Origin of the sequence: Geminocystis herdmanii PCC 6308 (assembly GCF_000332235.1) — a bacterium.
Classification (GTDB): Bacteria; Cyanobacteriota; Cyanobacteriia; order Cyanobacteriales; family Cyanobacteriaceae; genus Geminocystis; species Geminocystis herdmanii.
The window spans coordinates 1147409-1172610 of record NZ_CM001775.1; the positions used below are offsets into that span (position 1 = coordinate 1147409).

Sequence of the window (25202 nt, forward strand, 5' to 3'; positions counted from 1 at the left end):
TAATTAGGCGCTATTGCTTTCCATCGCAACGATCGATCACCATCACTTAACGATCGACTATACTAAATTATGAGATTAAGTCTGAAAAAATCAATTATGAATAACAATGATTCTTCACTATGGCAGTGGCAAGAGACAGACAACGGTAACTATCTCACTTGTCAACTATTAAAAGATTGGCAACACGGTTTTTTTTCCAGTCATTTTCAAGGGAAACTTCCCGAAATGTTAGTAAAGCATCTCAATCCTAGCGCTTCTATCTATCGTCTTAAACAAATTCATAGTGATATATTGCTTTCCACCGATAAAGTTGACTTCTTAAAACAAGACGCTGATTTAGTAGAAGGAGATGGCATCATTACCCAAAAACCTTTACAGTCGGTATGGGCGGCTAGTGCAGATTGTACACCAGTACTAATAGCCGATCGAGCTACAGGAAAAGTTACTGCTATCCATTCAGGTTGGAGAGGTACAGCTAGTAAAATTGTACCAAAAGCTATTGATTTATTAAAATCTCAAGGTAGTAAAGAAGAAAACCTCTTATTTGCTCTCGGTCCTGCTATTCATGGTAAAGTATATCAAGTTGATAAACCCGTAGCCATCAAAGTATTAAAAACTATTATTAATGAAGATTTAGAAGATAATTTAATCATCGAAAAAGGTTATCAATTAAATCATCAACCTATCCTCCCCGATGAAGAAGAAAACAAAGTAAAATTAAACGTAACCCAAGTAATTAATTTGCAAATTCAACAGCAAAATATTCCTGTTGACAACATTTCGATCGCACCTTATTGTACTTATCAAACCCCTGAATTTTTCTTCTCTTATCGCCGTACAAAACAAAAAAATGTACAATGGTCTGGTATAGTTTCTTTATGAACTACTTAAAATAAGGGTTATTGAGTAATAGCTGTTTAAATTTTAGCAAGGTAAATAATTACAAAAAATGTATTTGACTAATGTTTAAATCAATTCTTACTACTATCTCCTGTATCCTATCTCCTATCTCCTCCCATTATCTAAAATTTTATGTCGAACTGAGGTTAACTTATGCCTAAAATAATTGTTCAAGGAAAGATAATTGAGTGTGAAAAAGGAGCAAACTTACGTCAAGTTTTACTCAAAAATAACATCGATTTATACAATGGAAAAGCTAAATATATTAACTGTTTAGGCATTGGTACTTGTGGCACTTGTGCTGTGGAAATTGAAGGAGAAATTAATCCCCCTAATTGGAAAGATAAAACCCGTCTTAGTCTTCCTCCCCATAAGTTAGAGCGAAATTTAAGATTAGCTTGTCAAACGGAAGTTTTAGGGGATATAACTGTGTCTAAATATGACAAATTTTGGGGGCAAGGAGGGACAAAAATTTGGTAGCTTTATCTTAAACAATATCTAATTTAAGTTTAATTTTTTTATTAAAAATTAATATATTTTTAGCTATTTTTACTCAAAAAAATTAGCATTTTTCATTTTATGCTATTTTATATACTTTTATAGATACAAAGTATTAAAACCTTGATTTTTTTATTCTTTAACCTAATACCTAACACCTATCTTCATCAAAATACTTTTTCAGCAACCCCTACTTACTTACTTAATTGATTGTTTATTCGCAATTTTTAATTCTTGATAACTGGCAAAAGATTTTAACCTGAATAGGTTTAATGTTTGTCCTAAATTGAGGGGAAACACCGAAATTCCTTCTAAACGAGATTGAATCCAACCATCCCCCCAACTCCATTCTTGATAACCGTCAATGCCACCACTTAAAATTAAACGGAGACAATTATTGTTCATATATTCAACTTTATTTTTAATTTCTATTAAACCTACATAAAAACTAAAAGTATCCCCTTGAGATAATTTACTGGCAGATTTTTCGGTAAATTTTAAAGGAAAACACCATTGTTTTAAATCACTAATATTTAATAAACTATCCCGAAAAATAGTTTCTTTTGCTTTAACTTCAATTCTTAATTCGCTTTTTTGAAATTTACCTAACATAAACCTTTCATTTATAACTTAACTTCTCGATCGTTATTGTATAACTTTTCTATACAAAATATCAAAACCTTGATTTTTCACTATTTCTCCTATCTCCTCTCTTCTGTCTCCTGTCTCCTAACTCCTATCTCTATCAAAATACTTTTTAATCAACACCTAAATAGAAAAAATATTGCTCAATTTGCCACGATCGATCAAAATTTGATAATCTAAGCAAATAAACTTATAGCAGAAAAAATAAAGTGAGTATTATAATTGGTCGTGGTAAACAAGCGCGTAGAGCTTATGGTATAGATGAAATCGCCTTAGTACCGGGTAATAGAACATTAGACCCAGTTTTAGCGGATACCCATGTTACGATTGGAGGAATCGAACGAGAAATTCCTATTCTTGCTAGTGCTATGGATGGTGTTGTAGATGTTAAAATGGCGGTACTTTTGTCTCAATTAGGCTCATTAGGAGTATTAAACCTTGAGGGTATCCAAACTCGTTATGAAGACCCCAATCCTATTCTCGATCGCATTGCCTCCGTTGGCAAGTCAGAATTTGTCGGTTTAATGCAGGAATTATACAGCGTACCTGTTAAACCAGAATTAATTAAACAAAGAATTACAGACATCAAACAACAAGGCGGTATCGCTGCGGTAAGTTTAACTCCTGCTGGTGCTAGTCAATACGGTAAAGTAGTCGCAGAAGCGGGGGCAGATTTAGTCTTTATTCAAGCTACCGTTGTTTCCACAGCTCACTTATCTCCTGACACCATAACCCCCTTAGACTTAGCTAGTTTCTGTGAGCAAATGCCCATGCCCGTTATTTTGGGTAACTGCGTTACTTATGATGTAACTTTACAATTACTTAAAGCTGGAGCAGCTGGTATTTTAGTCGGTATTGGTCCGGGTGCGGCTTGTACTTCTAGGGGAGTTTTAGGGGTAGGTATTCCCCAAGCCACTGCTGTTGCCGATTGTGCTGCCGCTAGGGATGATTTTGAGAAGGAAACAGGCAAATATATTCCCATTATTGCCGATGGTGGTATCATCACTGGAGGAGATATTTGTAAATGTATCGCCTGTGGTGCTGATGCTGTTATGATTGGCTCACCCATTGCCCGTAGTGCCGAAGCACCGGGTAGAGGTTTTCATTGGGGTATGGCAACTCCTAGCCCTGTTTTACCTCGTGGTACTAGAATTAATGTTGGTACTACTGGCTCGATCGAAGAAATTTTACGAGGCCCTGCTAAACTCGATGATGGTACTCATAATCTACTAGGTGCTTTAAAAACCAGTATGGGTACATTAGGAGCAAAAAATATCAAAGAAATGCAGGAAGTCGAAGTTGTAATTGCACCATCTTTATTAACAGAGGGTAAAGTTTATCAAAAAGCCCAACAATTAGGGATGGGCAAATAGGAGACAGGAAGACAGGTGGACAGGTGGACAGGTGGACAGGTGGACAGGCAGACAGGAAGACTAGAAGAATAGGAGACTAGGAGATAATTAATTCTTAATTCTTAACTCTTAATTCTTAATTCTTAATTCTTAATTCTTAATTCTCCATTCTCCATTCTCCATTCTCCATTATTTCGTAATTACCCAACGCGCACAGTAACGAGATTGTGTCAAAATCTAAAGAAGTATTTTAATTAAGCCCAGTTAAGACAAAATAACAAGATGAATTCACCAATTCAAGCTGTAAGCGCTCCCTATCGAGGCGATGCTTATTATCGCACTCCACCGCCAGATTTACCTTCTTTACTTTTAAAAGAAAGAATTGTTTATTTAGGATTGCCTTTAGTCTCCCCTGACGAGTATAAAGATCAATTAGGGGTGGATGTAACAGAGTTAATTATTGCACAACTGTTGTTTTTACAATTCGATGATCCTGAAAAACCGATTTATCTGTATATTAACTCTACGGGTACATCATGGTATGGCGGTGATTCCATCGGATTTGAAACGGAAGCCTTCGCTATTTGTGACACTATTAGTTATATTAAACCTCCTGTCCATACTATCTGTTTAGGTCAAGCTATGGGTACGGCGGCGATGATTTTAGCTTCTGGCACGAAGGGATGTCGATCGAGCTTACCCCATGCTACCATCATTTTGCATCAAGCTAGACAAGGAGCGCAAGGACAAGCCACCGATATTTCCATTCGGGCGCGGGAAGTTATCGTTAATAAACGAGTCATGCTAAAAATGTTTGCTGATAAAACAGGGCAACCTGTAGAGAAAATCGAAAAAGATACCGATAGAATGCTCTATATGAATCCTTACCAAGCGAAGGAATACGGGTTGATCGATCGAGTACTCGAAAGCTCAAAAGACTTACCTGTACCTTTAGCCGCTGTCAGCTAACCATTATTTATTCACTAATATCAAATCGAGAGCAAAAATATGCCTATTGGAGTACCTAGAGTTCCATATCAAGCACCCGGACAACCCTATAGCGACTGGGTAAATATATACGATCGACTTTATCGAGAAAGAATTATCTTTTTAGGTAGAGGAGTTAATGACAGTTTAGCTAACCAAATTATTGCGGTGATGCTTTATCTCGATTCCGAAGACAATAATAAACCCATTTACCTGTATATCAACTCCCCCGGAGGCTCTGTCACCGCAGGATTGGCAATTTATGACACCATGCAACATATTAAATCGGAAGTGGTGACTATTTGTGTCGGTTTAGCCGCTTCTATGGGGGCATTTTTACTAACCGCAGGTACTAAAGGAAAAAGATTAGCTTTACCCCATTCTCGTATCATGATACACCAACCCCTAGGCGGTGTACAAGGTAGAAGACAAGCTACGGATATTGAAATTGAGGCGAAAGAAATTCTCCGTATTCGTGATGAATTAAATGGCATGATGGCTCATCATACAGGACAATCGATCGAAAAAATTGCCAAAGATACCGATCGAGATTACTTTATGTCGGCTCAAGAAGCTCTTGAATACGGCTTAATTGATAAAGTCATCGAAGATAGAGTGTAAATCAAATTAGGAATTAGGAATTAGGAATTAAACCATCTTTTAAATTGACATACTCCCATTCCTCATTACTCATTACTCATTACTCATTCCTCATTCCTCATTTCTTTTTTACTCCCCCTTTTGGTAAGATTAACATTGAGCTTATATTCAGTTAATTAAATCACAGCGTTAATGTGGTGAAAACTTGACATGATAAGCATTTTAAGACAAAATTTACTTTACTTTCATAAAATCAGGAGTATATTAAGGATATGAGAAATTCAAGAGCTGTAAAAACTTTTGCGAATAATCCTGCCGTTGAAGAACGCCGTTTTTTGTTTGAAGTTACTGGTATTGCTGATCAAGGAGAGAATAGTGTAAACTACCCTATTCGTCAAAGTGGTAATACTTTTATTGCCGTGCCTTATGCTCGGATGAATTACGAAATGAATCGCATTAACCGTTTAGGTGGCAAGATTATTAGTATTTCTCCTATTGGTGTGGTTGCACCCTTAGTTGGTACTTCAGCAAGTGCGTAATAGGTAAGGAGTTATTTTGTAAATGAAAAAAATTAATACAGTTAAAACCTTTGCCAACAATTCCAATACAGAAGAACGTAGGTTTCTTTTTGAGGTTGTTGGTATTTCTCAGCAAGAAAGCAATAATTTAGACTATCCCATTCGCTTGAGTGGCAGTAGTTTTATTGCTGTGCCTTACTCTCGAATGAATCAGGAAATGAATCGCATTAACCGTCTAGGGGGTAAAATTATTAAAATTACTCCTATGGGCATTAATACTCCGATTCCTGATAATAGTCTAAGTTATAGTTCCGATTTTACTACAAATCCTGAACCTATGACTCAAGCAAAACCAAAAGAGCATAAAAAAGTACCTGTTAATATTTATCGCCCTAATAGCCCTTTTGTGGGTAAATGTTTAGAAAACTATGAATTAGTCGCCGAAGGCGGTAGCGGTACTGTACGTCATCTCACTTTCGATCTTTCTGGTGGTGATTTACATTATTTAGAAGGGCAAAGTATTGGTATTATACCTCCGGGTACTGATGATAAAGGTAAGCCTAACAAGTTACGTTTATATTCGATCGCATCTACCCGTCATGGCGATCGATTAGATGGTACAACAGTTTCATTATGTGTACGTCAATTAGAGTATCAAAATGAAGCAGGGGAAACCGTAAAAGGTGTTTGCTCTACCTATCTTTGTAACTTGGAGGAGGGAGCCGATATATCAATTACGGGTCCTGTGGGTAAAGAAATGTTGTTACCTGATGATGAAAATGCAACCATCATTATGTTAGCAACAGGTACAGGTATCGCTCCTTTCCGTGCCTTTTTATGGCGTATGTTTAAAGAAAGAGAGAAAAACCCTGATTATCAATTCAAAGGTTTAGCGTGGTTAATCTTTGGTATTCCTTACAGCCAAAATATTCTCTATAAAGAGGATTTAGAAAAAATGGCGGCGGAATATCCTGATAACTTCCGTTTAACCTACGCCATTAGTCGTGAACAAAGTACTGCCGATGGTGGTAAAGTTTATGTACAAAGTCGTGTAAGTGAATATGCTGATGAAATGTTCGAGTTAATCCAAAAACCTAATACCCATGTATATATGTGTGGTTTAAAAGGTATGGAGCCTCCTATTTCTGAAACCTTTACAGCAGAAGCTGAAAAAAGAGGTTTAAAATGGGATGAAATGCGTAAACAAATGAAAAAAGAAGAACGTTGGCACGTTGAAGTGTATTAATAATTGGTTCTTTTTTTAACCCCCTAACGGGGGCTTTTTTTTTCGTTCGTAAGGGGGTAAACTCTTCTTTTTCTTCATTTTTTCCTTATTACTCATTACCATCGATAACACTTTTTTCGCTACTGCTAATTGTCGTCGTAGTCTTCATCAAACAACAACTCTTCGAGGATAAAACCTAACTCCTCCTCCTCCGCTTGAAATACCTCGATTTTACCCAGACTTCTTCTTTCACCTACAAATAAAATCGGAGTTAACGGGGTGCAAATATTGTATTTTTGTTCAAAACTATAAAAACTAGCCAAAAACTGTAATTCTTCAGGCTCAATTTCCGAAGCGTGTTCTTCTATCTCCAAACTTATAATATTATTTTCTTCTAAAGGAGGTAACTCTCCACTGGCAGTCAAAATAAAACCAGTGCGTTTGAGATAAAGATTTAACTCCCCTAATACCGCTTTAGCATCATCGAAAATAGCTTCAATTTCGTCACTATCCTCTACCATGACGGTTTCGCCATATTCTTCATCTTCATCATCGTTGATTTCTTCTGTTAGGATAACAATAGCTAAGTCGATCGGCATTAATAAAACATAGGCTTTACCATCATACTCGATTTCGTTTTCTACATAACAAGAGAGCGATCGCTCTTCTTCATCATAGATAGTGACAATTTCGGTATCATCATATTGCCCACTTTCTGAAGAAAATTGAGAAGAAGACATAATTAATTTTAGCTAGAAACTAGATTTCAATTGTTTGTAAAAATTAGAATATCATGGTTTGAGATCATAAGAAAGAACTACTCAATACTTTGGTTATCTTTCTAAAATTTATTCTTGAGTTAAAGCAGATACGATCGTGTTAGTATTAACCGTTAACATTTTAATATAACTATCCGCTTCACTCCCTTTAACTCCAATGGAATCGGAATAAAGTTTCCCCTCAGCTAAAGTAACTCCTGCTTCTTCTGCCACAGTATTAATTAAAGTAGGGTTAATAGTGGTTTCGGCAAAAATTGCTTTAACTCCTGTATTTTTGATAATCTCTACCAAATTTTTAACAGTTTGGGCGCTGGGTTGTTCTTCTGTACTAATGCCAATTAATGTACCCGGAATTTCTAAACCATAAGCCTGACTATAATATTGAAAAGCGTCATGACTGGTAATTAGTTTTCTTTGTTCAACGGGAATAGTAGAAATTTGATTTTTAATCCATAAATCTAACTCTTTTAATTCTGTAATTAATTGAGCTGAATTTTCTTGAAAAATAGCTTCATTTTCTGGGTCTAATTCTATTAACTTATCCCTAATACTTTCAACCATAATTATCCCATTTTTTGCATCTCCCCACACATGGGGATCAGGTCTTTTTTGTCCTTCATAGTCAAAATCAAGGGGTTTTACCTGTTCTCCCACTGCTAATTTTTCGGCTTTAATACCCGATGAATTAATTAATTTAATAATATTTGGTTCAAGATTATATCCATTATATAAAATTAAATCTGCTTTCTCTAGTTCGATCGAATCTTGAGGTACAGGTTCATAAATATGAGGATCATTTCCTGCGGGTAAAATACTCACATGATTAATATTTTCTCCTGCAATTTCCTCCGTTAAATTAGCAATAATCGTACTGGTGGAAACTACTTGAAGTTGATCATTGCTTTCAGCAATTTCATCTTTTTGACTACAACCCCCCAAGCCAATAATTATAGCTATCATTAACCATATTGCTTTATTGCTCAAAAAATTTTTTATCATTTTTATTTCATTATCTTTTCATAATCTTCTCATAAATTATAACAAAAAGTTTGTAGTGATGACTTTAGCCATTAAGCATTTCCAAAAAAAATCAATGACAAGAAGGGTTAAAACCTACGAACTTAAAAAATTCACAACAAAAAACCCCCACCCACAGGGCGGAGGCTTATTAATCTACTTTAACCGTCGATCGAGCTAAAATTAGTCAATATCAGGCATTGCTAAAGTAGGCTCATTTTCACGATCGATCCCTTTCTCAAAACCACCAGCAGCCGCACGAGCGCGTCCAGCGTGCCATAAATGACCAACTAAGAAGAAGAAACCTAAAGTGAAGTGAGAAGTTGCTAACCATGCACGAGGAGATACATAGTTAAAAGCATTTACGTCAGTGATAACACCACCAACAGAGTTCAAAGAACCAAGAGGAGCATGAGTCATGTATTCAGCAGCACGACGTACTTGCCAAGGCTGAATATCATTTCTGACTTTATCTAAATCTAAACCATTAGGACCACGGAGAGGCTCTAACCAAGGACCACGGAAATCCCAGAAGCGCATGGTTTCACCACCGAAGATGATTTCACCAGTAGGAGAGCGCATTAAGTATTTACCTAAACCAGTAGGACCTTGAGCAGAACCAACGTTAGCACCTAATCTTTGGTCACGAATCAAATAGGTTAAGGCTTGAGCCTGAGAGGCTTCAGCACCTGTAGGACCGTAAAATTCACTAGGATAAGCGGTGTTGTTGTACCATACCATAGTAGAAGCGATGAATCCCATTAAGGATAAAGCACCTAAACTATAAGAAAGATAAGCCTCACCAGACCAGATGAAAGCACGACGAACCCAACCAAAAGGTCTAGTTAAGATGTGCCAAATTCCACCGAAAATACAGGTTAAACCAACCCAGATATGACCGCCGATAATGTCTTCCATGTTATTAACACTAACAATCCAACCTTCGCCACCAAAAGGAGCTTTGATTAAATAACCAAAGATAATGGCAGGATTAAGAGTAGGATTAGTAATAACACGAACATCACCACCACCGGGAGCCCAAGTATCATAAACACCGCCAAAAAACATGGCTTTGAATACGAGTAATAAAGCACCAATTCCGAGAAGGATTAAGTGATAACCAATAATATTGGTCATTTGGTTTTTATCTTTCCAATCATAGCCAAAGAAACTAGAATATTCTTCTAAGGTTTCAGGACCACGCAAAGCATGATAAAGACCGCCTAAACCTAGAACGGCGGAGGAAATAAGGTGAAGAACACCTACTACGAAGAAGGGGAAAATATCAGTTACTTCACCACCAGCACCCACACCCCAGCCTAAAGTGGCAACGTGAGGTAAAAGGATAAAGCCTTGTTCATACATAGGCTTTTCGGGAATGAAGTGAGCAGTTTCAAACAAAGTCATTGCACCTGCCCAGAAAACAATTAGACCTGCGTGAGCAACGTGAGCACCCAATAATTTACCAGAAAGGTTGATAAGTCTAGCATTACCAGACCACCATGCAAAACCGGTAGATTCTAAGTCACGTCCACCCATAGGATTAGAGAGCGTTACCACGTGGAAGTACCTCCTCAGGGAATTCAAATTTTTCGTGGGGTTGATCTTGAGGCGCCATCCATGCGCGCAACCCTTCGTTTAATAGGATGTTTTTGGTATAAAATGTTTCAAATTCAGGGTCTTCAGCCGCTCTTAACTCCTGAGATACGAAGTCATAAGCGCGGAGATTGAAGGCTAAACCAACAATACCGATCGAACTCATCCACAAACCAGTGACGGGTACAAACAACATAAAGAAGTGTAACCAACGTTTGTTAGAGAAAGCGATACCGAAAATTTGAGACCAGAAACGGTTAGCTGTCACCATAGAATAGGTTTCTTCAGCTTGGGTAGGTTCAAACGCACGGAAAGTGTTAGCTTGTTCACCATCTTGGAATAAGGTGTTTTCTACTGTTGCACCATGAATAGCACAGAGTAAAGCACCCCCTAAAATTCCCGCAACACCCATCATGTGGAAGGGGTTGAGAGTCCAGTTATGGAAACCTTGTAAGAACAAAATAAAACGGAAGATTCCCGCTACTCCGAAGGAGGGGGCAAAGAACCAGCTAGATTGTCCTAAAGGGTACATTAAGAACACGCTTACAAATACAGCGATCGGACCAGAGAATGCGATCGCATTATAAGGACGAATCCCTACAAGACGAGAAATCTCAAATTGACGTAACATGAAGCCAATTAAAGCAAAAGCTCCGTGTAATGCTACGAAAGGCCATAAACCACCGATTTGAAACCAACGAGTTAAGCTACCTTGAGCTTCAGGACCCCACAAAAATAGTAAGGAATGTCCAAAAACATCCGCAGGGGAGGATACAGCTACAGTTAAGAAGTTAGCACCTTCAAGATAGGAACTGGCTAAACCATGGGTGTACCAAGAAGTAACGAAGGTAGTACCAGTTAACCAACCCCCCAACGCCAAGTAGGCGCAAGGGAATAAAAGGATACCAGACCAACCAACGAAGACAAATCGGTCTCTTTTAAGCCAGTCATCAAGGGCATCAAACCACCCTCTTTCCGGCGCTCTGCCGACTGCAATGGTCATAATCTTTCTTTTTTTAACTTGTCAAGTTTTACTTTTTTTGTCTCTATATATTATCGGAGACGATGTTGCTACTCAGCTAGATTACTGATACGCAATTAACTTTTCTTAATATAGCATGAGTTAGGAATGATCTAACCTTGTTTTTAGATACTCGATCGGTATGCTTAAAAACCTGCTCTTTCTATTTTTAACAAATTTTTTAACAAATTGTCACAATTCTCTCAGAATCTTTAAATTTCTTTTTGGTTACATAGATGAGGTCAGCTCAAAAAGTCCTTCAAATATTGCACTCCTAATAATTGTTTAATTTCATGACAAGTTTTTCCTGATAATTTCATTTTTATTGCCACAAATGATTTAGACTGCTATATCCTGTTGTGAACTACAAGAAATTAGCACAGTAGTGGATTTATTACGTCCTCTTGTATTAATTTAGACATATCTATTTTTTAGACTTTTCTTTAAATATATTATGATTAGCAATGAATCAGTAGAAAACAAGGTTAATGAATCAAAAAATTATCTCCCCACGGAAAAAGAAAAGTATCTGGCAGTTGGCAAAAGAAGGTATTATTGATGGTGGACCTAGTATGTGTCAATTTGCTATTACTAGTGCTTGTAATGCTAAGTGCGGATTTTGTAACTTTGCAGTGGATAAAATGCCGATCGAGCAACGCCAATATGTTACTTTAGAGGAAGCAAAACAAGCCGCCGAAATTCTCTACAAAAACGGGGTTTACTTTATTATTTATGTGGGAGGTGAACCAATGTTACACCCTAACTTGACGGAAATTATCACCCATGCTTCCAGTATTGGTATGGCGCCGATGTTAGTCACCAACGCTTCACTGTTAACGAAAGAAAGAATTGAGGAGTTAGCTACAACGGGATTAGCTAGTGTTATTATATCGATCGACGCTACAGAAATAGAAAAACACGAGGAAAATAGAGGTTTAAGGGGTGTTTGTCAACGCATTAAAACCGCTAACGAATATTTTAAAAAGTACAATATCAGCACCACCGCTTCCGTCACCATGTCAAGATTGATTGATGATTATAGTCAACTTCCCTCTTTTTTAGAGTCTTTAGGCTTTGATAGCGTTACTTTTTCCTATCCTTTAACAACTCTTGCATCCTCTTACTTAGGTTATGCTGACTCTAATTTAGTGGATTATACCAAAGAAGAATTGCTCGATCGATTTGAGGCGGTGAAAGCCTTAAAAAAACAGTTTCATGTGGTTAACCCTACCGCATCCATTGAAGATATGGAGAGACACTTAAAAGGAGAAACCGAGAAATTTGGTTGTTTGGGGGGTTGGAAATTCTTTTATTTAGATTGGTTTTTAAATCTTTATCGTTGTCATAATTGGGCTGAACCGATGTGTCATATCACTGAATTTGATGGTTCACAAAGGATTAGGGATAATTGTACAGCTTGTATGATGGATTGTTACCGAGATTCGAGCGTGATGCAACATATTGCGGTTTCTGTCAGTGATGGAGTCCAAGCCTTAAAACGAGGTAATATTAAACAAGCCTTTACCCATTGGTTTAACCATAATAATCTAATTTCCGTTCGATCGGTTCTCGAAGATGCAAAATGGTTAAAAAATTTATAAGTAAGGTTTGCTGAAAAGGTATTTTGATGAGGATAGGAGAGAGGAGTCAGGAGACAGGAGATAGGAGAAATACTGAAACATCAAGGTTTTGATGCTGTTGATAGATAGAATAAGTATAGTTGTATTTTAAGAAATAAGGTCAAAAGTGTCGAATTTTTGAATAAAAATCCTCAAAACGGCGCACTTTTTCCCTAATGTATTATGTCTAAACCTTTGATTTTAATAGCTTTCTGATTTATTCAGTAAACCCTAAGTATTTCTCCTCTCTCCTAACTTCTATCTCCTTTCTCCTAGCTTAATGATTTTTTGATATTTTGTAACCTTTCTTTACTATTAATGGGTTCTCTTGGTTTTGGTAATTCTTCGTTAGGCCAACCTTCCACATCACTACATACGCAACCCTCTGGTTGTATTCCCATTTGTATCATCGGTACTGGCATAGCACAACGAGCGCAGTTACTGATTTCCCATTTTGGGGATAATAACTCTTGAATGGTTTGGATTGTACCTTCTAAATAGCAATCTCCCGTGTTTTCATCAGAGATTAATGCCCAACACTCCTCAAATTCTACACTATATCGATCGAACTGAATAATATTAGAAGGGCATAGAGACAGATTTCGACTAGGAATAATAATTTTTTTCCCTAGTTGAAGCCAATATGCTAGATATTTTTTTACCTCTGCCGATGATGCCATATAAGTAGTTAGGGAGTTAGGGAATTAAGGAGATAGTTGAGTTTATTAAATTATAATACGTTTACGAAAATCCTCGATCGTACTTTCTAAACCATCCTTTAAAGGAATAGTCGGTTGCCAATTTAAGTAATGTTTGGCTTTTGTAATATCAGGTTGTCTTTGTTTAGGATCATCTTCAGGTAAAGGTTTATAGACTAATTCAGCATCAGGGTTAATCATTTCTTGGATAGTTTGCGCTAACTCTAAAATAGTATATTCCCCCGGATTACCTAAATTTACAGGACCAACATAATCATTATTCATCAAAGCCATTAAACCCGCTACCAAGTCAGAAACATAGCAGAAACTGCGAGTTTGTGAGCCATCACCATAAATAGTTAGAGGAATACCCCTAATGGCTTGGGCAATAAAATTACTTACTACCCTACCATCTTGTTCTAACATTCTAGCTCCGTAGGTGTTGAAAATTCGAGCCACCCTAATTTCTGTCTTATGTTCTCTATAATAGTCAAAAGCTAGGGTTTCCGCTACTCGTTTACCTTCATCGTAACAACTACGAATACCAATACAATTTACATTACCTCGATATTCTTCAGGTTGAGGATGTACGTCTGGATCGCCATATACTTCAGACGTGGAAGCTAACAAAAATCTAGCCTTAACTCGTTTCGCTAATCCTAACATATTCAATGTACCCATAACATTAACCTTGATGGTTTTGACGGGGTTAAATTGATAATGAATGGGGGAAGCAGGACAAGCCAAATGATAAATTTGATCTACTTCTAATCTAATCGGTTCAGTAATATCGTGACGAATTAACTCAAAACGAGGATGATTAAACCATTGTTGAATATTATTTTTTGTACCCGTGTAAAAGTTATCTAAACATAATACTTCATGTCCTTGCTCCATAAGTCGATCGACCAAATGAGAGCCTACAAAACCAGCACCACCTGTAACTAAAATTCTCATATAATTTCCCTGACAGAATTTCAAATTAACTTATAAGTTAACCTTTATGGGTTACTCTGGCAATAGGGAACGGGGAAAGACAAGGAGACAGGGAGACAGGGTGATAGGGTGATAAGGGTGATAAGGGTGATAAGGGTGACAGGATGATAGGGTGATAAGGGTGAATATTTTTAATTTTTAATTCTTAATTCTTAATTCTTAATTTTTAATTCTTAATTCTTAATTCTTAATTCTTAATTCTTAATTTGATTAATTCGTGTTTCTCCCTTATTTAGTGCATCGTGACGGATGCCCGATCGATCGAGTACAATTAAGCCTAATGCTTCGAGGTAAGATTTGACTCGTATTGCCTTAATGCCTAAAACTTCAGGGGGAATGTTTAAGACGGTTTCGTTATCTTCTACGGCGATAATCGTTGTATTTAAACCACTAAAACTCAACACGGCACTACCGCCACAGGCACTATACGGAATGACTAAACTATTTATATCTTCTGCCCAAAGACTATAAGGGTTTCGTTGGAAGGTAAATTGAGGCGCTTTGCTTAATCCCACTAACACGCAGGATAAAAAAGTGTATCCTAATTCTTCGGCGCTCGATCGAGCTGATATATTAATATCTAAGGGTAAAGGGGATAAAGCAGGGGCGTGGGCGCAAGGTATCTGAAATTCCCTGACTAACAGATGAGAGATAACGGCTTCTGCACCAGCTAAAACATCAACACCGTTGCCATGACGATAATCTTCTAAGGCTTTACTATCGGTATCATCAGGAAATCTTGCGACTACGGCTAAGGCGTTTACTTTTTTTTCTCTGATTAATGTTTCAGCACTTCGTAGCAAACTGTCAGGATTGCCAATTGTACCCCAACTTGCACCGCTATCGGCGGTTCTCAATTCCACATTTAAGGCTCGATCGGTGATAATATAATCTTGAATATTGATGCCTAAAGTTGCCCTTACTGCGTCTGCTACTTGTAGATGTCTATATCGCAATTCGGTTTCGATACCTTTGTCTAAAATTAAGCCGATTTTGTTTTGTCTGACGGATTCTAAACCCCATTCTCCTGATGCGAATTTGTCTAAGGCGTAACCCTCCACATAGTCTATATTTTCACATTGCCAATATAAATTTGCTCCATTCATGACGTTGGGATGGGTAATCACTCGATCGCACACTTGGGAGAACGATCGTGCTACGGGTAAAGCATCCCCTGCATAACCCCCAATAGATGCACCAATACCAGTGGGAATAATTAAAACGGTAGAGTAAGGTTTTTTGATCATTTTTAATATTACAAATCAACACTAAGAAAATGCTTTAAGTAAGGAGTAATGAGTAAATGCCCATCACTTATAAAGTAGAATTGAATTACCACATTCAAATTTTATTTATGAATAATAATAACATAAATATAACCATTCAAGAAAGAACAAAAAATTAGTAATTATAGTTATAAAAGCATATCATGAGCTTAAAAAAAGACATTTTTATGATAGATTAAAGTTTGACAAAAAATCAAAAAGTCAATCTATACAAAGTTTTTAAGAGCTATTGATCTATTAAATAAAAATTTTATTAATAAATATTATATTATTTTAAAAGAAGTAAATAAAATTCTATATTAGATAAAATAATGATAAAACTAGGTTTAATTTAATTATCTAAATTTGAAAAAATGATAGAATAAAATGCAAGAATTATCAAGGTATTAATAAGTTCAATTAATAACTGACGTTACGCACTCATTCAAATATTAAGTTAAGGGAGGTTTCAGGTAGCAGGTAGCAGGTTTCAGGTTTAAAACCCTCAAACATTGATTCGTCAGTCAAAGGATTTACTTCGACATAAAGAAAAAAATCAATAAACATAAGTTTCTTGTCAATTCTTTAACCTAACACCTGACACCTGACACCTGACACCTAAAATCAACAATTAATTCTATTTTTGCGTAACATCAGTTAATAAATGAAAAGAAAAAGAATCTAGTTAGATATTAACTGTTACTCATTACTTCAAAACCAAGCATATCATTTACCTCCCCTTCAGCAAAAGACTTTTTCAGCAAACCCTAAATACTTTTTGAGCAAATCCTCGTTAGCGATCGAACTCAGGTTAAGATTAATGAAAAATATTTTTTTCAATGAGTGAAAATGCTTAAAATCGAATTACCTAAAATTCCCTCCTATGCTTGGCAGTGTGACATCGGCAAAATTTGGGAAAACCCTTATAAAGTGCGTTATGAGAGTAACTTAGATGATGGTGCAAATCATGGAATGCCTTTAGGGGGATTTGGTAGCGGTTGCATCGGTAGAGGAGTTAACGGTGATTTTAACCTCTGGCATATTGACGGCGGTAATCATATTTTCAAGGCTTTATCCGCTTGTCAGTTTAGCGTTTTTGAGCAGGTGGAAGGAGAAACTCCCCAAGTTTATGCTATGAGTACAACTCCTCCTGAAGATGGTAGTTTATCTAGTTGGACATGGTATCCTCAAGGTAAAGGCACTTATTCGGCGTTATATCCTCGTAGTTGGTTTGACTATCAAGGAGTGTTTAAGTCTCATATTATTTGTGAGCAATTTTCCCCTATCTGGGGAGGAAGTTACCAAGAGGCGAGTTACCCCGTGGCGATGTTTGATTGGAGTATTCATAATCCCACGGATAAGGATATTACTATTAGCATCATGTTTTCGTGGCAAAATAGCGTTGGTTGGTTTACTAATGCTATTAAAAGCCCTACGGTAAAGGTTAGGGATGATGGAAGCCCTGAGTATGAATATCAACCCCGTTGGGGGGATAGCACAGGCAATCTTAATCAGTGGATTCAAGATAATTTTCGGGTGGGTTGTCTGTTCGATCGAATACGCATGAATGACGAACCGAAGGAAGGAGAAGGACAATTTGCCATTGCTAGTGTGACGAATCCAACTTTAGAGGTGTTTTACCATAGCCGTTGGAATCCCAAAGGAGACGGTAGTGAGTTATGGGATTATTTTGCTATGAATGGTTCACTCCCAGATTACCAAGATGAGACACCTGCCGAACCGGGGGAGCAAATTGCGGGGGCGATGGCGATTAGATTTACGGTTAAAGCAGGAAAAACGAAAAAAATTCCCTTTGTTTTGGCTTGGGATTTCCCCGTAACAGAATTTGCGGAAGGAATCAACTATTATCGCCGTTATACGGACTTTTTCGGAAGAAATGGCAAAAATGCTTGGGCAATAATACGAACCGCTTTAAAACATAGCGATATGTGGCAAAATCGCATTTCTGAGTGGCAAAAACCAATTTTAACTCGATCGAACCTACCCGATTGGCTTAAAATGGCATTGTTTAACGAATTGTACTTATTAGCGGATGGTGGTAGTTTATGGACAGCCGCCACAGAAAATGATCCCGTAGGACAGTTCGGTGTGCTAGAATGTATTGATTATCGTTGGTATGAAAGTTTAGATGTAAGGTTATATGGTTCATTTTCCATGATCCTTTTATGGCCTCGTTTAGATAAATCGATTTTAGAGGCTTTTAGTCATGCCATTTCCCATAGTGACGATACTCCTCGTATTATCGGTTATAATCGTGCTAGTGCCATTAGAAAGGCAAAAGGGGCAACTCCTCACGACTTAGGCGCACCGAATGAACATCCTTGGGAAAAAACCAACTATACTAGCTATCAAGATTGTAACTTATGGAAAGACTTAGGCTGTGATTTTGTTTTGCAAGTCTATCGAGATTATCTGTTTACGGGGAGTAAAGATCAAGATTTTTTGTGGGAATGTTGGGCTAGTATTGTAGAAACCCTCCATTATGTTAAGGGTTTTGATTTGGATGGTGATGGTATCCCCGAAAATTCGGGTGCGCCAGATCAAACTTTTGATGATTGGCGGTTACAGGGTATTAGTGCCTATTGTGGCGGTTTATGGATTGTGGCGCTGGAGGCTGGTATTGCCATTGGTAAAATCTTAATGGCTAACCCCCCCATGAATCCTAATTTACAACCTGATGACTTCCCCGAAGGCATTAGAAGTTCGATCGAAGTGTTTGCAGATTGGCTACAAAAATCTAGGGCAATTTATCATCAAACTTTATGGAATGGGGAATATTATCGCTTAGATAGTGAAAGTGGTTCGGATGTAGTTATGGCGGATCAACTTTCTGGACAATTTTATGCACAAATATTAGGATTACCTGATGTGGTAGAATCTGAGTATGTTCGATCGACCTTAAACAAAGTTTATGATGCTTGTTTTCTCAAATTCCATGAAGGAAAATTTGGTATTGCCAACGGCTTAAAACCAGACGGAAAACCAGTAAAAGAAAATGATACTCACCCTTTGGAAGTGTGGACTGGTATTAATTATGGTATTGTGGCATTTATGATACTTAACGGCATGAAAGAAGAAGGCTTAAAGGTAGCGGAAACGGTAGTTAAACAAGTCTATGAAAATGGCTTACAATTCCGCACTCCCGAAGCTATAACCGCCGTCGGCACATTTCGAGCTAGTCATTATCTACGAGCTATGGCAATATGGGCAATATATCATGTGCTTAGTTAGGGTTTGCTGAAAAAGTATTTTGATGGAGATAGGCAAAAGGCAACAGAAATGTTAAGGATATTGTGTCATTGCGTGGCACTAAGCAATCTCCATCAGCCTTGATTTTTGAGATAAAATCCCTACTGGGTTGAATAATATTCAATCCAGATCAGTGATAAAATTTACCATGAAAAAGTTATCATCTGTTGAAGTGTTAATTGTTCATTGTTACTCGTCATTAACAATTTCCACAGATTTATCTAAAAAAGTTTTGTCTTTCTTTGATAATTGTTCGAGAGATAACATATAATTTTCACTAGAAAACTGAGGTAATATTTCTTTAATAAATGCCTCCGCCGCTTTCGATCGATAACGATTAGAATTAACTATCACTGATAAAGTGCGCTGAATTTCTACCCCTTCAATATGGGCTCGATGGATAATGCCCATTTTTAACTCTTTTTCAATGGCAGTCACCGACACAAAAGAAGCACCTAAACCAGATTGTACAGCGTTTTTGATGGCTTCGATCGAATTTAACTCCATTTCCACCTTTAACTCTCCTGTATTGATTTCACAACGGCTTAAAACTTGATCTAAAACCTTGCGAATAGTGGATTGAGAGTCTAAAGTAATATAATTAAGACTATATAAATCATCCTTAGCGATGGTTTCCTGTTCAGCAAAAGGATGGTTTGGTGGTATAATCAACGCCAACTCGTCTTGGGCGTAGGGGATAATTTCCAGTACGTCTTGTAACTCTGAAGGCACTTCACCCCCAATAATTGCTAAGTCAACTTGCCCATTTGCTACAGCCCAAGATGTGCGACGGGTAGAATGTACCTGCAATTGTACACTAACATAAGGGTATTTTTGATGAAACAAGCCAATCATTCTCGGTAGTAAATAAGTACCAGTAGTTTGAGAAGCTCCCACAATTAAAGTACCCCCTTGAAGATTCTGTAAGTCTTCGATCGCACGACAAGTTTCCTGACAAAGAGTGATAATTTTTTCCCCGTAGGCAAGAAGTAAATTACCTGCTTCTGTTAGTTGTGCTTTTCTTCCTCCCCTGTCAAATAAAGGTACAGCTAATTGTTTTTCGAGGTTTTGGATTTGTAAACTAATAGCAGGTTGAGATACAAATAAACTATCCGCCGCTCGTTTAAAACTACCTTCGTCAGCAATAGCTTTTAAAATGCGTAATTGATCAAGAGAGAAAGGAATATCTGACATATATTTGATAAATAAATAATAACAGGAATAGTGTAAAAGGTTTTAGGTGTTGGGTGTAACGATATTCGGTGCTGTATCTGAAAATTTTGAGTCAATTTTATTTTATTAATGAGTAATAAATCACTCTAAATATTTAGTGTTAACGGAAATAATCTTCTCTGTTTTACCTGATACTTTTACCCATATCCAATATCGAAAAACCATAAATTTTATTAATTGAAAGAATTTACTTTAAATTTCTCACAATAATATTTCGACTTTCACCGTAGAAGCATCAATTTTTGACACCATCATTGATAAGATCAAATTGAACAATAAAATAAGTATTAATTATATTTTCTATTTTTTAAGTATAGACTCTATGCACCATTTTGACGCAAAAATGATCCATTTTTCTAACTTGGATTTAATGGCACAATTTTCGCCCTTATCCTTCCCTCGTTGGTTGACTCCTAGCCATTTTATCATGATAGGTTTACTATTGATATTTGCCATCGCCCATAGTGGTTTAGCGAGTTTGAGAGTGTGGGGGGAGTCAAAAATCGGGGCGCGATTATATCGAGTTTTATTTGCCTTAGTCAGTATCCCCCTAGCAACAATTCTCGTTATCTATTTTTTCAATCATCGTTACGAAGGTTTAATGCTGTGGCAAGTGCAAGATATTCAGGGAGTAAAAGCCACTGTGTGGATATTATCTTTTATTTCCTTTATTTTTCTTTATCCTGCTACTTTCAACTTATTAGAAATTGCGGCAATTACGAAACCTGAAGTTCATCTTTACGAAACAGGTATCATTCGCATTTCTCGTCATCCTCAAATGGTAGGGCAAGTTATTTGGTGTATCGCTCATAGCATCTGGCTTGGTACAACTTTTACCCTAGTAACATCCTTTGGCTTAATAGCTCATCATATCTTTGCTGTGTGGCATGGCGATCGACGCTTAACAAAACGTTACGGTGAAGCCTTTGTTAAAGTGAAGGAAAGAACTTCTGTAATACCAATGTTGGCAGTATTAGACGGGCGACAAAAACTAGACATCAAAGAATTTTTAAAACCTGCTTATGTAGGAGTTATCGGCTTCATCTTCCTTTTTTGGTGGTTACATCCTTGGTTGATGACGGCAACGGCTAGGGTAACTATTTAATGAAGAATGGAAAATGAATAGTAATTAATTAATATCTACTACCTAATTTCTCATTACTTCCACCTCCACTAATTGTGAATAAATTGTTGGGGGATCAGGTAAAGTCACGGTAGAATTAACATATTAAGACTCAATTAATATCTCTTTTCATTATTTCAGTCGATCGAATTTTAAAAATCTTTTCTTAAACCCCGATTAAAACCATTATGATTTCAGTCACTCAAACAACTTTTAATCAAGAAGTTTTACAATCATCACAACCAGTGTTGGTTAATTTTTGGGCTCCTTGGTGTGGTTTATGTTTAATGTTAAATCCCATTTTGAATAAAATACAATCAGAATGGCAAGAACAACTAAAAATAGTTAGTATTAATGCAGATCAAAATTTATCTTTAGCAAATAGTTATCGTTTACGAAATTTACCCACTTTATTATTAATTAATAGGGGAGAAGTAATCCATCGATTAGAGGGTTTTCAAAGTAGAGAAGACCTCTATAATAGCATGAATAATATTATGCTAACTTTAACTCCTAAATCAGCCTAATAGTGAATAGTTGATAATTCTCCATTCTCCATTCGACCTTCTCCATTATTTATGATTGCTATTTATCCGGGTAGTTTTGATCCAATTACATTAGGACATATTGATCTGATTAAACGTAGTAGTATTTTATTTGAAAAAGTAATTGTTGCTGTGTTAAAAAATCCTAATAAAACTCCTCTTTTTACCGTAGAAAAAAGAGTTGCACAAATTAAAGAATGTACTCAAAATATTCATAATATAGAAGTGGATAGCTTTAGTGGTTTAACGGTAGAATATGCTAAGAAAAAACAAGCTGGAGTTTTATTGAGGGGTTTAAGGGTTATGTCTGATTTTGAACAAGAGTTACAAATGGCACATATTAATAAAACTTTAGAGAATAACATTGAAACTGTCTTTTTGGCTACCAATACGGAGTTGAGTTTTGTAAGTAGTAGTGTAGTCAAGGAAATTGCTAAATTCGGAGGCTCGATCGAACATCTTGTAACTCCCAATATTGCAAAAGATTTATCTTTAAGTTTTAGTGTGAAAAATTAGTTGACAAAATTCATTGTTCAAGGTTCACTATTGATTGTTAACTATAATAATATTTATGAAAGTCAGTTCTAGTTTTATTAGTCTTTGTTTAAGTTTAGTCGGAGGTATTCTTTTAATTTCATCTTTAATTGAATATCTTTTTTTGGTTTTTCCCTTACAATTTCAAGATCAAACTTGGCAAATAACCGTTACTAATGGTTTAGTCGATCGAGGTATTGTTCCTTTAATGTCTATTTCTTTATTATTAATAGCATGGTGGATTCATGATAATAATATTAATGAAAAAGCAGGAAAAATAATTCGTATTCCTGTGTTTATTATTGCCAGTATTTTAGGCTTAATCTTTTTGTTATTAGTTCCCTTACATTTAACTAATATTAATAGTGTTAGTGGTGATTTAATGGCTCAAATTACCCAAAAAGTTCAGCAACAACAGACGCAAATACAAGGATTTGTAGCTCAATTGGATGCCATTGCCAAAAATCCTGAACAGTTAAAACAGGAAATTGCTCAACGTAATCAAGTTATCGAAGCGGGAGGATTAATACAAGGGCAACAGCTTAACCCTCAAGAGTTAGAGTTAATTACCAGTCAAAGAGATCAACTACAACAAATGTTAGATTTATCTCAAAAACCTGATGAGTTACAAGCTAAACTTGAAGAAGTTGAAATTAGATTACGAGGTGAATTGAAAGAGATGGAAAATAATGAAATTAGTAAGGCAAAAACCATCGCTTTAAAACAAAGTTTACGCACTTCTATTAGTAGTTTAATGCTTTCGATCGCTTATATTGTCATCGGTTGGTTAGGATTACAAATGATGATGGTTAAGAGTAAAAAAGTCAGCGAATAAAAACTTTTACATGATTGTTTATTTTTATCAAAATACTTTTTTATCACAGCAGATTTAATTGCTTTTTTAACTTCATTTTCAACATTAAAAATTAACACATTTAAAAAGGCGGTGTTAGTGTTAGGTAAAATAATGAAAAATCAAAATTTTGAGATTATCGATATTAATGGATAATTTTCAATTCTCAATTCTCAATTAAATTTATGTGTTTAGCGATACCGGGTAAAATAGTCAGCATTGAAGGAGAAAATCCCCTCGAAAAGAAAGGAAAAGTCAGTTTTGGGGGAGTGTTAAAAGAAGTTAGTCTTGCCTATACCCCAGATGCTCGAATTGGTAATTATGTCGTAGTTCATGTGGGTTTTGCCCTCAATGTCATTGATGAAGAAGAAGCACAAAAAACTTTAACCATTTTAAATCAAGTATTATAAAACTTTAATGAAAATATAGACAAATATATACAAATAATGTCAAGTATTAGCTGAAAATCTGATAAAAAAAGAGAATTGTTCTTAATTTCCTTCATTTTATAGTAACATTAAATTATCATTACTCCCCTTGATTGGATTATGCAGTTAGTCGAAAGACATATTATTACAAAAACTCACTCTTTTTGGTCATCACTAGATCAAGTGTGTTTTGCTTCTAAAAATCTGTACAATAAAGCTAACTATAATATCCGACAAAGCCTGATTTTTTGTGGAGAATTTTCGAGCTATAATCTCCTTGATAAAGTCTTAAAATCAACTCCTGAATATCGAGCATTACCAGCTAAAGTCGCTCAACAAACCCTGAGAAACTTAGAACAAAATTGGAGTTCTTTTTTTGCAGGTATAAAAGAGTATAAATCACATCCAGAAAAGTTTTTAGGAAAACCTAAATTACCTAAATATAAAGACAAAAATGGACGACATTTAGTGATTTATACCGCTCAAGCTGTAAGTAAAAAGAGTTTAAAACAAGGATCAATTAAATTATCGGGTTTAGACTTTTCTTTTCCTAGTAAAATTCGGGGAGAAAAGTTACATCAAGTGAGAGTAGTTCCCAAAAATAACTACTATATCATAGAGGTAATTTATGAAAAAGAGGAGGTAAAACCAAAAGATAAAACAGAAAAAATAGCTGCTATAGATTTAGGCATAAACAATTTAATAGCGTTAACATCAAATCAGCAAGGATTCACCCCAATTCTGATTAACGGGCGGATATTAAAGAGCATAAATCAATTTTATAATCTCAAAAAAGCTAAATTACAAAAACAACTGCCATTGGGACAATATTGGTCAAATCGTCTAAGTTTGTTAACAAGAAAAAGAGAGGAAAAAATAAATGATTACTTTCATAAAGTAAGTAGTTATTTAGTAAATCTGTTATTAGAGTCAGAAATAGATACTTTAGTAATAGGAAAAAATAAAAACTGGAAACAAAAAGTGGAATTGGGAAAAAGAAATAATCAAAATTTTACGAGTATTCCCCATAATAAATTGATAGAAAAAATAAAATATAAATGTCAATTAGTGGGAATAACAGTAATAGAAAGAGAGGAATCCTATACAAGTGTAGCCAGTTTTTTAGACTTAGATGAAATGCCGACTTATGGGGTTGTAAGAGAGGAAGAAAAAGTAAAATTTAGTGGCAGAAGAATAAAAAGAGGTTTATATCGTAGTGGCAGTGGAAAACTGATCAATGCTGATGTAAATGCAAGTTATAACATATTGAGAAAAGCATTCCCTAAAGCATTTGTGGAAGGGATAGAGAGGTGCGTAGTTCACCCCCGGTTGGTAACATCAACGAAACAAAAGATGAAGGTGAGTACCTGAAATGGACTTCAAGTCAATGTTATATTTGACTATATTTTTTGGAACTATTATAAATACTATGGGATGATAATTAAACTTTTATAAACGGGGAAATAGGGAAATATTTTTAATTCTCAATTCTCAATTCTC

24 protein-coding genes are annotated in these 25202 nt (G+C 36.0%); 15 read left to right on the top strand and 9 right to left on the bottom strand.

Annotation, left to right across the window (positions count from 1 at the left end; genetic code table 11):
- Positions 1-96 precede the first annotated feature (96 nt).
- Positions 97-882 carry a peptidoglycan editing factor PgeF gene (gene pgeF / locus SYN6308_RS05735; protein ID WP_017293482.1) on the top strand — a complete coding sequence of 262 codons (786 nt, stop codon included), beginning with the start codon at positions 97-99 and terminating at the stop codon, positions 880-882.
- A gap of 171 nt (positions 883-1053) precedes the next feature.
- Positions 1054-1380, top strand: a complete 327-nt coding sequence (locus SYN6308_RS05740) for a 2Fe-2S iron-sulfur cluster-binding protein (RefSeq protein WP_017293483.1) — start codon at positions 1054-1056, stop codon at positions 1378-1380.
- A gap of 216 nt (positions 1381-1596) precedes the next feature.
- On the opposite strand, the gene SYN6308_RS05745 is transcribed toward SYN6308_RS05740, so the two are convergent.
- Positions 1597-2010 (bottom strand): hypothetical protein, encoded by a 414-nt coding sequence (locus SYN6308_RS05745; RefSeq protein WP_017293484.1) that lies wholly within the window; start codon positions 2008-2010, stop codon positions 1597-1599.
- A 242-nt stretch (positions 2011-2252) separates the two neighbouring features.
- Between SYN6308_RS05745 and SYN6308_RS05750 the strand changes: the two genes are divergently transcribed.
- From SYN6308_RS05750 to petH, 5 genes are all read left to right on the top strand, one after another.
- On the top strand, positions 2253-3416 hold the full coding sequence (locus SYN6308_RS05750) for a GuaB3 family IMP dehydrogenase-related protein (protein WP_017293485.1): 1164 nt from the start codon (positions 2253-2255) through the stop codon (positions 3414-3416).
- A gap of 261 nt (positions 3417-3677) precedes the next feature.
- Positions 3678-4364 carry an ATP-dependent Clp protease proteolytic subunit gene (locus tag SYN6308_RS05755; RefSeq protein ID WP_017293486.1) on the top strand — a complete coding sequence of 229 codons (687 nt, stop codon included), beginning with the start codon at positions 3678-3680 and terminating at the stop codon, positions 4362-4364.
- 39 nt (positions 4365-4403) lie between these two features.
- Positions 4404-5003 carry an ATP-dependent Clp protease proteolytic subunit gene (locus tag SYN6308_RS05760; protein WP_017293487.1) on the top strand — a complete coding sequence of 200 codons (600 nt, stop codon included), beginning with the start codon at positions 4404-4406 and terminating at the stop codon, positions 5001-5003.
- Between the two features lie 251 nt (positions 5004-5254).
- Positions 5255-5521, top strand: a complete 267-nt coding sequence (locus tag SYN6308_RS05765) for a phycobilisome linker polypeptide (RefSeq protein WP_017293488.1) — start codon at positions 5255-5257, stop codon at positions 5519-5521.
- Between the two features lie 22 nt (positions 5522-5543).
- A complete protein-coding gene (gene petH / locus SYN6308_RS05770) occupies positions 5544-6746 on the top strand; it encodes a ferredoxin--NADP reductase (protein ID WP_017293489.1) in 1203 nt (400 codons plus the stop codon).
- Positions 6747-6871: 125 nt separating this feature from the next.
- Here the strand turns inward: petH and SYN6308_RS05775 are convergent, their stop codons facing one another.
- The 4 genes from SYN6308_RS05775 to psbD all read right to left on the bottom strand — a co-directional run bounded on the left by SYN6308_RS05775 (position 6872) and on the right by psbD (position 11120).
- Positions 6872-7465 (bottom strand): DUF3727 domain-containing protein, encoded by a 594-nt coding sequence (locus tag SYN6308_RS05775; protein WP_017293490.1) that lies wholly within the window; start codon positions 7463-7465, stop codon positions 6872-6874.
- Between the two features lie 108 nt (positions 7466-7573).
- On the bottom strand, positions 7574-8503 hold the full coding sequence (locus SYN6308_RS05780; protein ID WP_052312591.1) for a metal ABC transporter solute-binding protein, Zn/Mn family: 930 nt from the start codon (positions 8501-8503) through the stop codon (positions 7574-7576).
- A gap of 201 nt (positions 8504-8704) precedes the next feature.
- The gene (psbC, locus tag SYN6308_RS05785; protein WP_026101945.1) at positions 8705-10081 is read right to left on the bottom strand and encodes a photosystem II reaction center protein CP43; all 1377 of its coding nucleotides are present in this window, start codon (positions 10079-10081) and stop codon (positions 8705-8707) included.
- Positions 10065-11120, bottom strand: coding sequence for a photosystem II D2 protein (photosystem q(a) protein) (psbD, locus tag SYN6308_RS05790; RefSeq protein ID WP_017293493.1), 1056 nt, complete (start codon positions 11118-11120; stop codon positions 10065-10067). The genes psbC and psbD overlap by 17 nt, the downstream gene beginning before the upstream one ends.
- A 506-nt stretch (positions 11121-11626) precedes the next feature.
- On the opposite strand from psbD, the gene SYN6308_RS05795 reads away from it, so the two are divergent.
- Positions 11627-12739 carry a radical SAM protein gene (locus SYN6308_RS05795; protein ID WP_017293494.1) on the top strand — a complete coding sequence of 371 codons (1113 nt, stop codon included), beginning with the start codon at positions 11627-11629 and terminating at the stop codon, positions 12737-12739.
- 290 nt (positions 12740-13029) lie between these two features.
- Here the strand turns inward: SYN6308_RS05795 and SYN6308_RS05800 are convergent, their stop codons facing one another.
- The 3 genes from SYN6308_RS05800 to SYN6308_RS05810 all read right to left on the bottom strand — a co-directional run bounded on the left by SYN6308_RS05800 (position 13030) and on the right by SYN6308_RS05810 (position 15698).
- Positions 13030-13437, bottom strand: coding sequence for a hypothetical protein (locus SYN6308_RS05800; protein WP_017293495.1), 408 nt, complete (start codon positions 13435-13437; stop codon positions 13030-13032).
- A gap of 45 nt (positions 13438-13482) precedes the next feature.
- Complete coding sequence (locus SYN6308_RS05805) at positions 13483-14412, bottom strand: UDP-glucuronic acid decarboxylase family protein (protein ID WP_017293496.1); 930 nt, start codon at positions 14410-14412, stop codon at positions 13483-13485.
- Positions 14413-14645: 233 nt separating this feature from the next.
- Positions 14646-15698, bottom strand: coding sequence for a DUF3326 domain-containing protein (locus tag SYN6308_RS05810; protein ID WP_017293497.1), 1053 nt, complete (start codon positions 15696-15698; stop codon positions 14646-14648).
- Positions 15699-16565: 867 nt separating this feature from the next.
- Here SYN6308_RS05810 and SYN6308_RS05815 point away from each other — a divergent pair.
- A complete protein-coding gene (locus SYN6308_RS05815; RefSeq protein WP_017293498.1) occupies positions 16566-18968 on the top strand; it encodes a GH116 family glycosyl hydrolase in 2403 nt (800 codons plus the stop codon).
- Between the two features lie 207 nt (positions 18969-19175).
- Here the strand turns inward: SYN6308_RS05815 and SYN6308_RS05820 are convergent, their stop codons facing one another.
- Complete coding sequence (locus SYN6308_RS05820) at positions 19176-20180, bottom strand: LysR family transcriptional regulator (protein ID WP_017293499.1); 1005 nt, start codon at positions 20178-20180, stop codon at positions 19176-19178.
- A gap of 409 nt (positions 20181-20589) precedes the next feature.
- On the opposite strand from SYN6308_RS05820, the gene SYN6308_RS05825 reads away from it, so the two are divergent.
- The 6 genes from SYN6308_RS05825 to SYN6308_RS05850 all read left to right on the top strand — a co-directional run bounded on the left by SYN6308_RS05825 (position 20590) and on the right by SYN6308_RS05850 (position 25073).
- Positions 20590-21324 carry an NnrU family protein gene (locus tag SYN6308_RS05825; protein ID WP_040467075.1) on the top strand — a complete coding sequence of 245 codons (735 nt, stop codon included), beginning with the start codon at positions 20590-20592 and terminating at the stop codon, positions 21322-21324.
- Positions 21325-21530: 206 nt separating this feature from the next.
- On the top strand, positions 21531-21869 hold the full coding sequence (locus SYN6308_RS05830) for a thioredoxin family protein (protein ID WP_017293502.1): 339 nt from the start codon (positions 21531-21533) through the stop codon (positions 21867-21869).
- 51 nt (positions 21870-21920) lie between these two features.
- Positions 21921-22403, top strand: coding sequence for a pantetheine-phosphate adenylyltransferase (coaD, locus tag SYN6308_RS05835; protein ID WP_017293503.1), 483 nt, complete (start codon positions 21921-21923; stop codon positions 22401-22403).
- A gap of 55 nt (positions 22404-22458) precedes the next feature.
- Positions 22459-23256: an HpsJ family protein gene (locus tag SYN6308_RS05840; protein WP_017293504.1), complete on the top strand. Its 798-nt coding sequence runs from the start codon at positions 22459-22461 to the stop codon at positions 23254-23256.
- A 203-nt stretch (positions 23257-23459) separates the two neighbouring features.
- Positions 23460-23684 (top strand): HypC/HybG/HupF family hydrogenase formation chaperone, encoded by a 225-nt coding sequence (locus tag SYN6308_RS05845; protein WP_017293505.1) that lies wholly within the window; start codon positions 23460-23462, stop codon positions 23682-23684.
- 138 nt (positions 23685-23822) lie between these two features.
- Positions 23823-25073, top strand: a complete 1251-nt coding sequence (locus tag SYN6308_RS05850; protein ID WP_017293506.1) for an RNA-guided endonuclease InsQ/TnpB family protein — start codon at positions 23823-23825, stop codon at positions 25071-25073.
- The last annotated feature ends 129 nt before the right edge of the window (positions 25074-25202 follow it).

What these genes read in the sequence shown, in the direction of transcription:
- SYN6308_RS05815 (WP_017293498.1), top strand. Translation starts at nt 16,566, where the DNA reads ATGCTTAAAATCGAATTACCTAAAATTCCCTCCTATGCTTGGCAGTGT.
- SYN6308_RS05780 (WP_052312591.1), bottom strand. Translation starts at nt 8,503, where the DNA reads ATGATAAAAAATTTTTTGAGCAATAAAGCAATATGGTTAATGATAGCT.
- SYN6308_RS05810 (WP_017293497.1), bottom strand. Translation starts at nt 15,698, where the DNA reads ATGATCAAAAAACCTTACTCTACCGTTTTAATTATTCCCACTGGTATT.
- SYN6308_RS05795 (WP_017293494.1), top strand. Translation starts at nt 11,627, where the DNA reads ATGAATCAAAAAATTATCTCCCCACGGAAAAAGAAAAGTATCTGGCAG.
- SYN6308_RS05775 (WP_017293490.1), bottom strand. Translation starts at nt 7,465, where the DNA reads ATGTCTTCTTCTCAATTTTCTTCAGAAAGTGGGCAATATGATGATACC.
- petH (WP_017293489.1), top strand. Translation starts at nt 5,544, where the DNA reads ATGAAAAAAATTAATACAGTTAAAACCTTTGCCAACAATTCCAATACA.
- SYN6308_RS05840 (WP_017293504.1), top strand. Translation starts at nt 22,459, where the DNA reads ATGAAAGTCAGTTCTAGTTTTATTAGTCTTTGTTTAAGTTTAGTCGGA.
- psbD (WP_017293493.1), bottom strand. Translation starts at nt 11,120, where the DNA reads ATGACCATTGCAGTCGGCAGAGCGCCGGAAAGAGGGTGGTTTGATGCC.
- pgeF (WP_017293482.1), top strand. Translation starts at nt 97, where the DNA reads ATGAATAACAATGATTCTTCACTATGGCAGTGGCAAGAGACAGACAAC.
- SYN6308_RS05755 (WP_017293486.1), top strand. Translation starts at nt 3,678, where the DNA reads ATGAATTCACCAATTCAAGCTGTAAGCGCTCCCTATCGAGGCGATGCT.
- SYN6308_RS05825 (WP_040467075.1), top strand. Translation starts at nt 20,590, where the DNA reads ATGGCACAATTTTCGCCCTTATCCTTCCCTCGTTGGTTGACTCCTAGC.
- coaD (WP_017293503.1), top strand. Translation starts at nt 21,921, where the DNA reads ATGATTGCTATTTATCCGGGTAGTTTTGATCCAATTACATTAGGACAT.
- SYN6308_RS05845 (WP_017293505.1), top strand. Translation starts at nt 23,460, where the DNA reads ATGTGTTTAGCGATACCGGGTAAAATAGTCAGCATTGAAGGAGAAAAT.
- SYN6308_RS05800 (WP_017293495.1), bottom strand. Translation starts at nt 13,437, where the DNA reads ATGGCATCATCGGCAGAGGTAAAAAAATATCTAGCATATTGGCTTCAA.
- SYN6308_RS05805 (WP_017293496.1), bottom strand. Translation starts at nt 14,412, where the DNA reads ATGAGAATTTTAGTTACAGGTGGTGCTGGTTTTGTAGGCTCTCATTTG.
- SYN6308_RS05745 (WP_017293484.1), bottom strand. Translation starts at nt 2,010, where the DNA reads ATGTTAGGTAAATTTCAAAAAAGCGAATTAAGAATTGAAGTTAAAGCA.
- SYN6308_RS05740 (WP_017293483.1), top strand. Translation starts at nt 1,054, where the DNA reads ATGCCTAAAATAATTGTTCAAGGAAAGATAATTGAGTGTGAAAAAGGA.
- SYN6308_RS05850 (WP_017293506.1), top strand. Translation starts at nt 23,823, where the DNA reads ATGCAGTTAGTCGAAAGACATATTATTACAAAAACTCACTCTTTTTGG.
- SYN6308_RS05820 (WP_017293499.1), bottom strand. Translation starts at nt 20,180, where the DNA reads ATGTCAGATATTCCTTTCTCTCTTGATCAATTACGCATTTTAAAAGCT.
- SYN6308_RS05760 (WP_017293487.1), top strand. Translation starts at nt 4,404, where the DNA reads ATGCCTATTGGAGTACCTAGAGTTCCATATCAAGCACCCGGACAACCC.
- SYN6308_RS05765 (WP_017293488.1), top strand. Translation starts at nt 5,255, where the DNA reads ATGAGAAATTCAAGAGCTGTAAAAACTTTTGCGAATAATCCTGCCGTT.
- SYN6308_RS05830 (WP_017293502.1), top strand. Translation starts at nt 21,531, where the DNA reads ATGATTTCAGTCACTCAAACAACTTTTAATCAAGAAGTTTTACAATCA.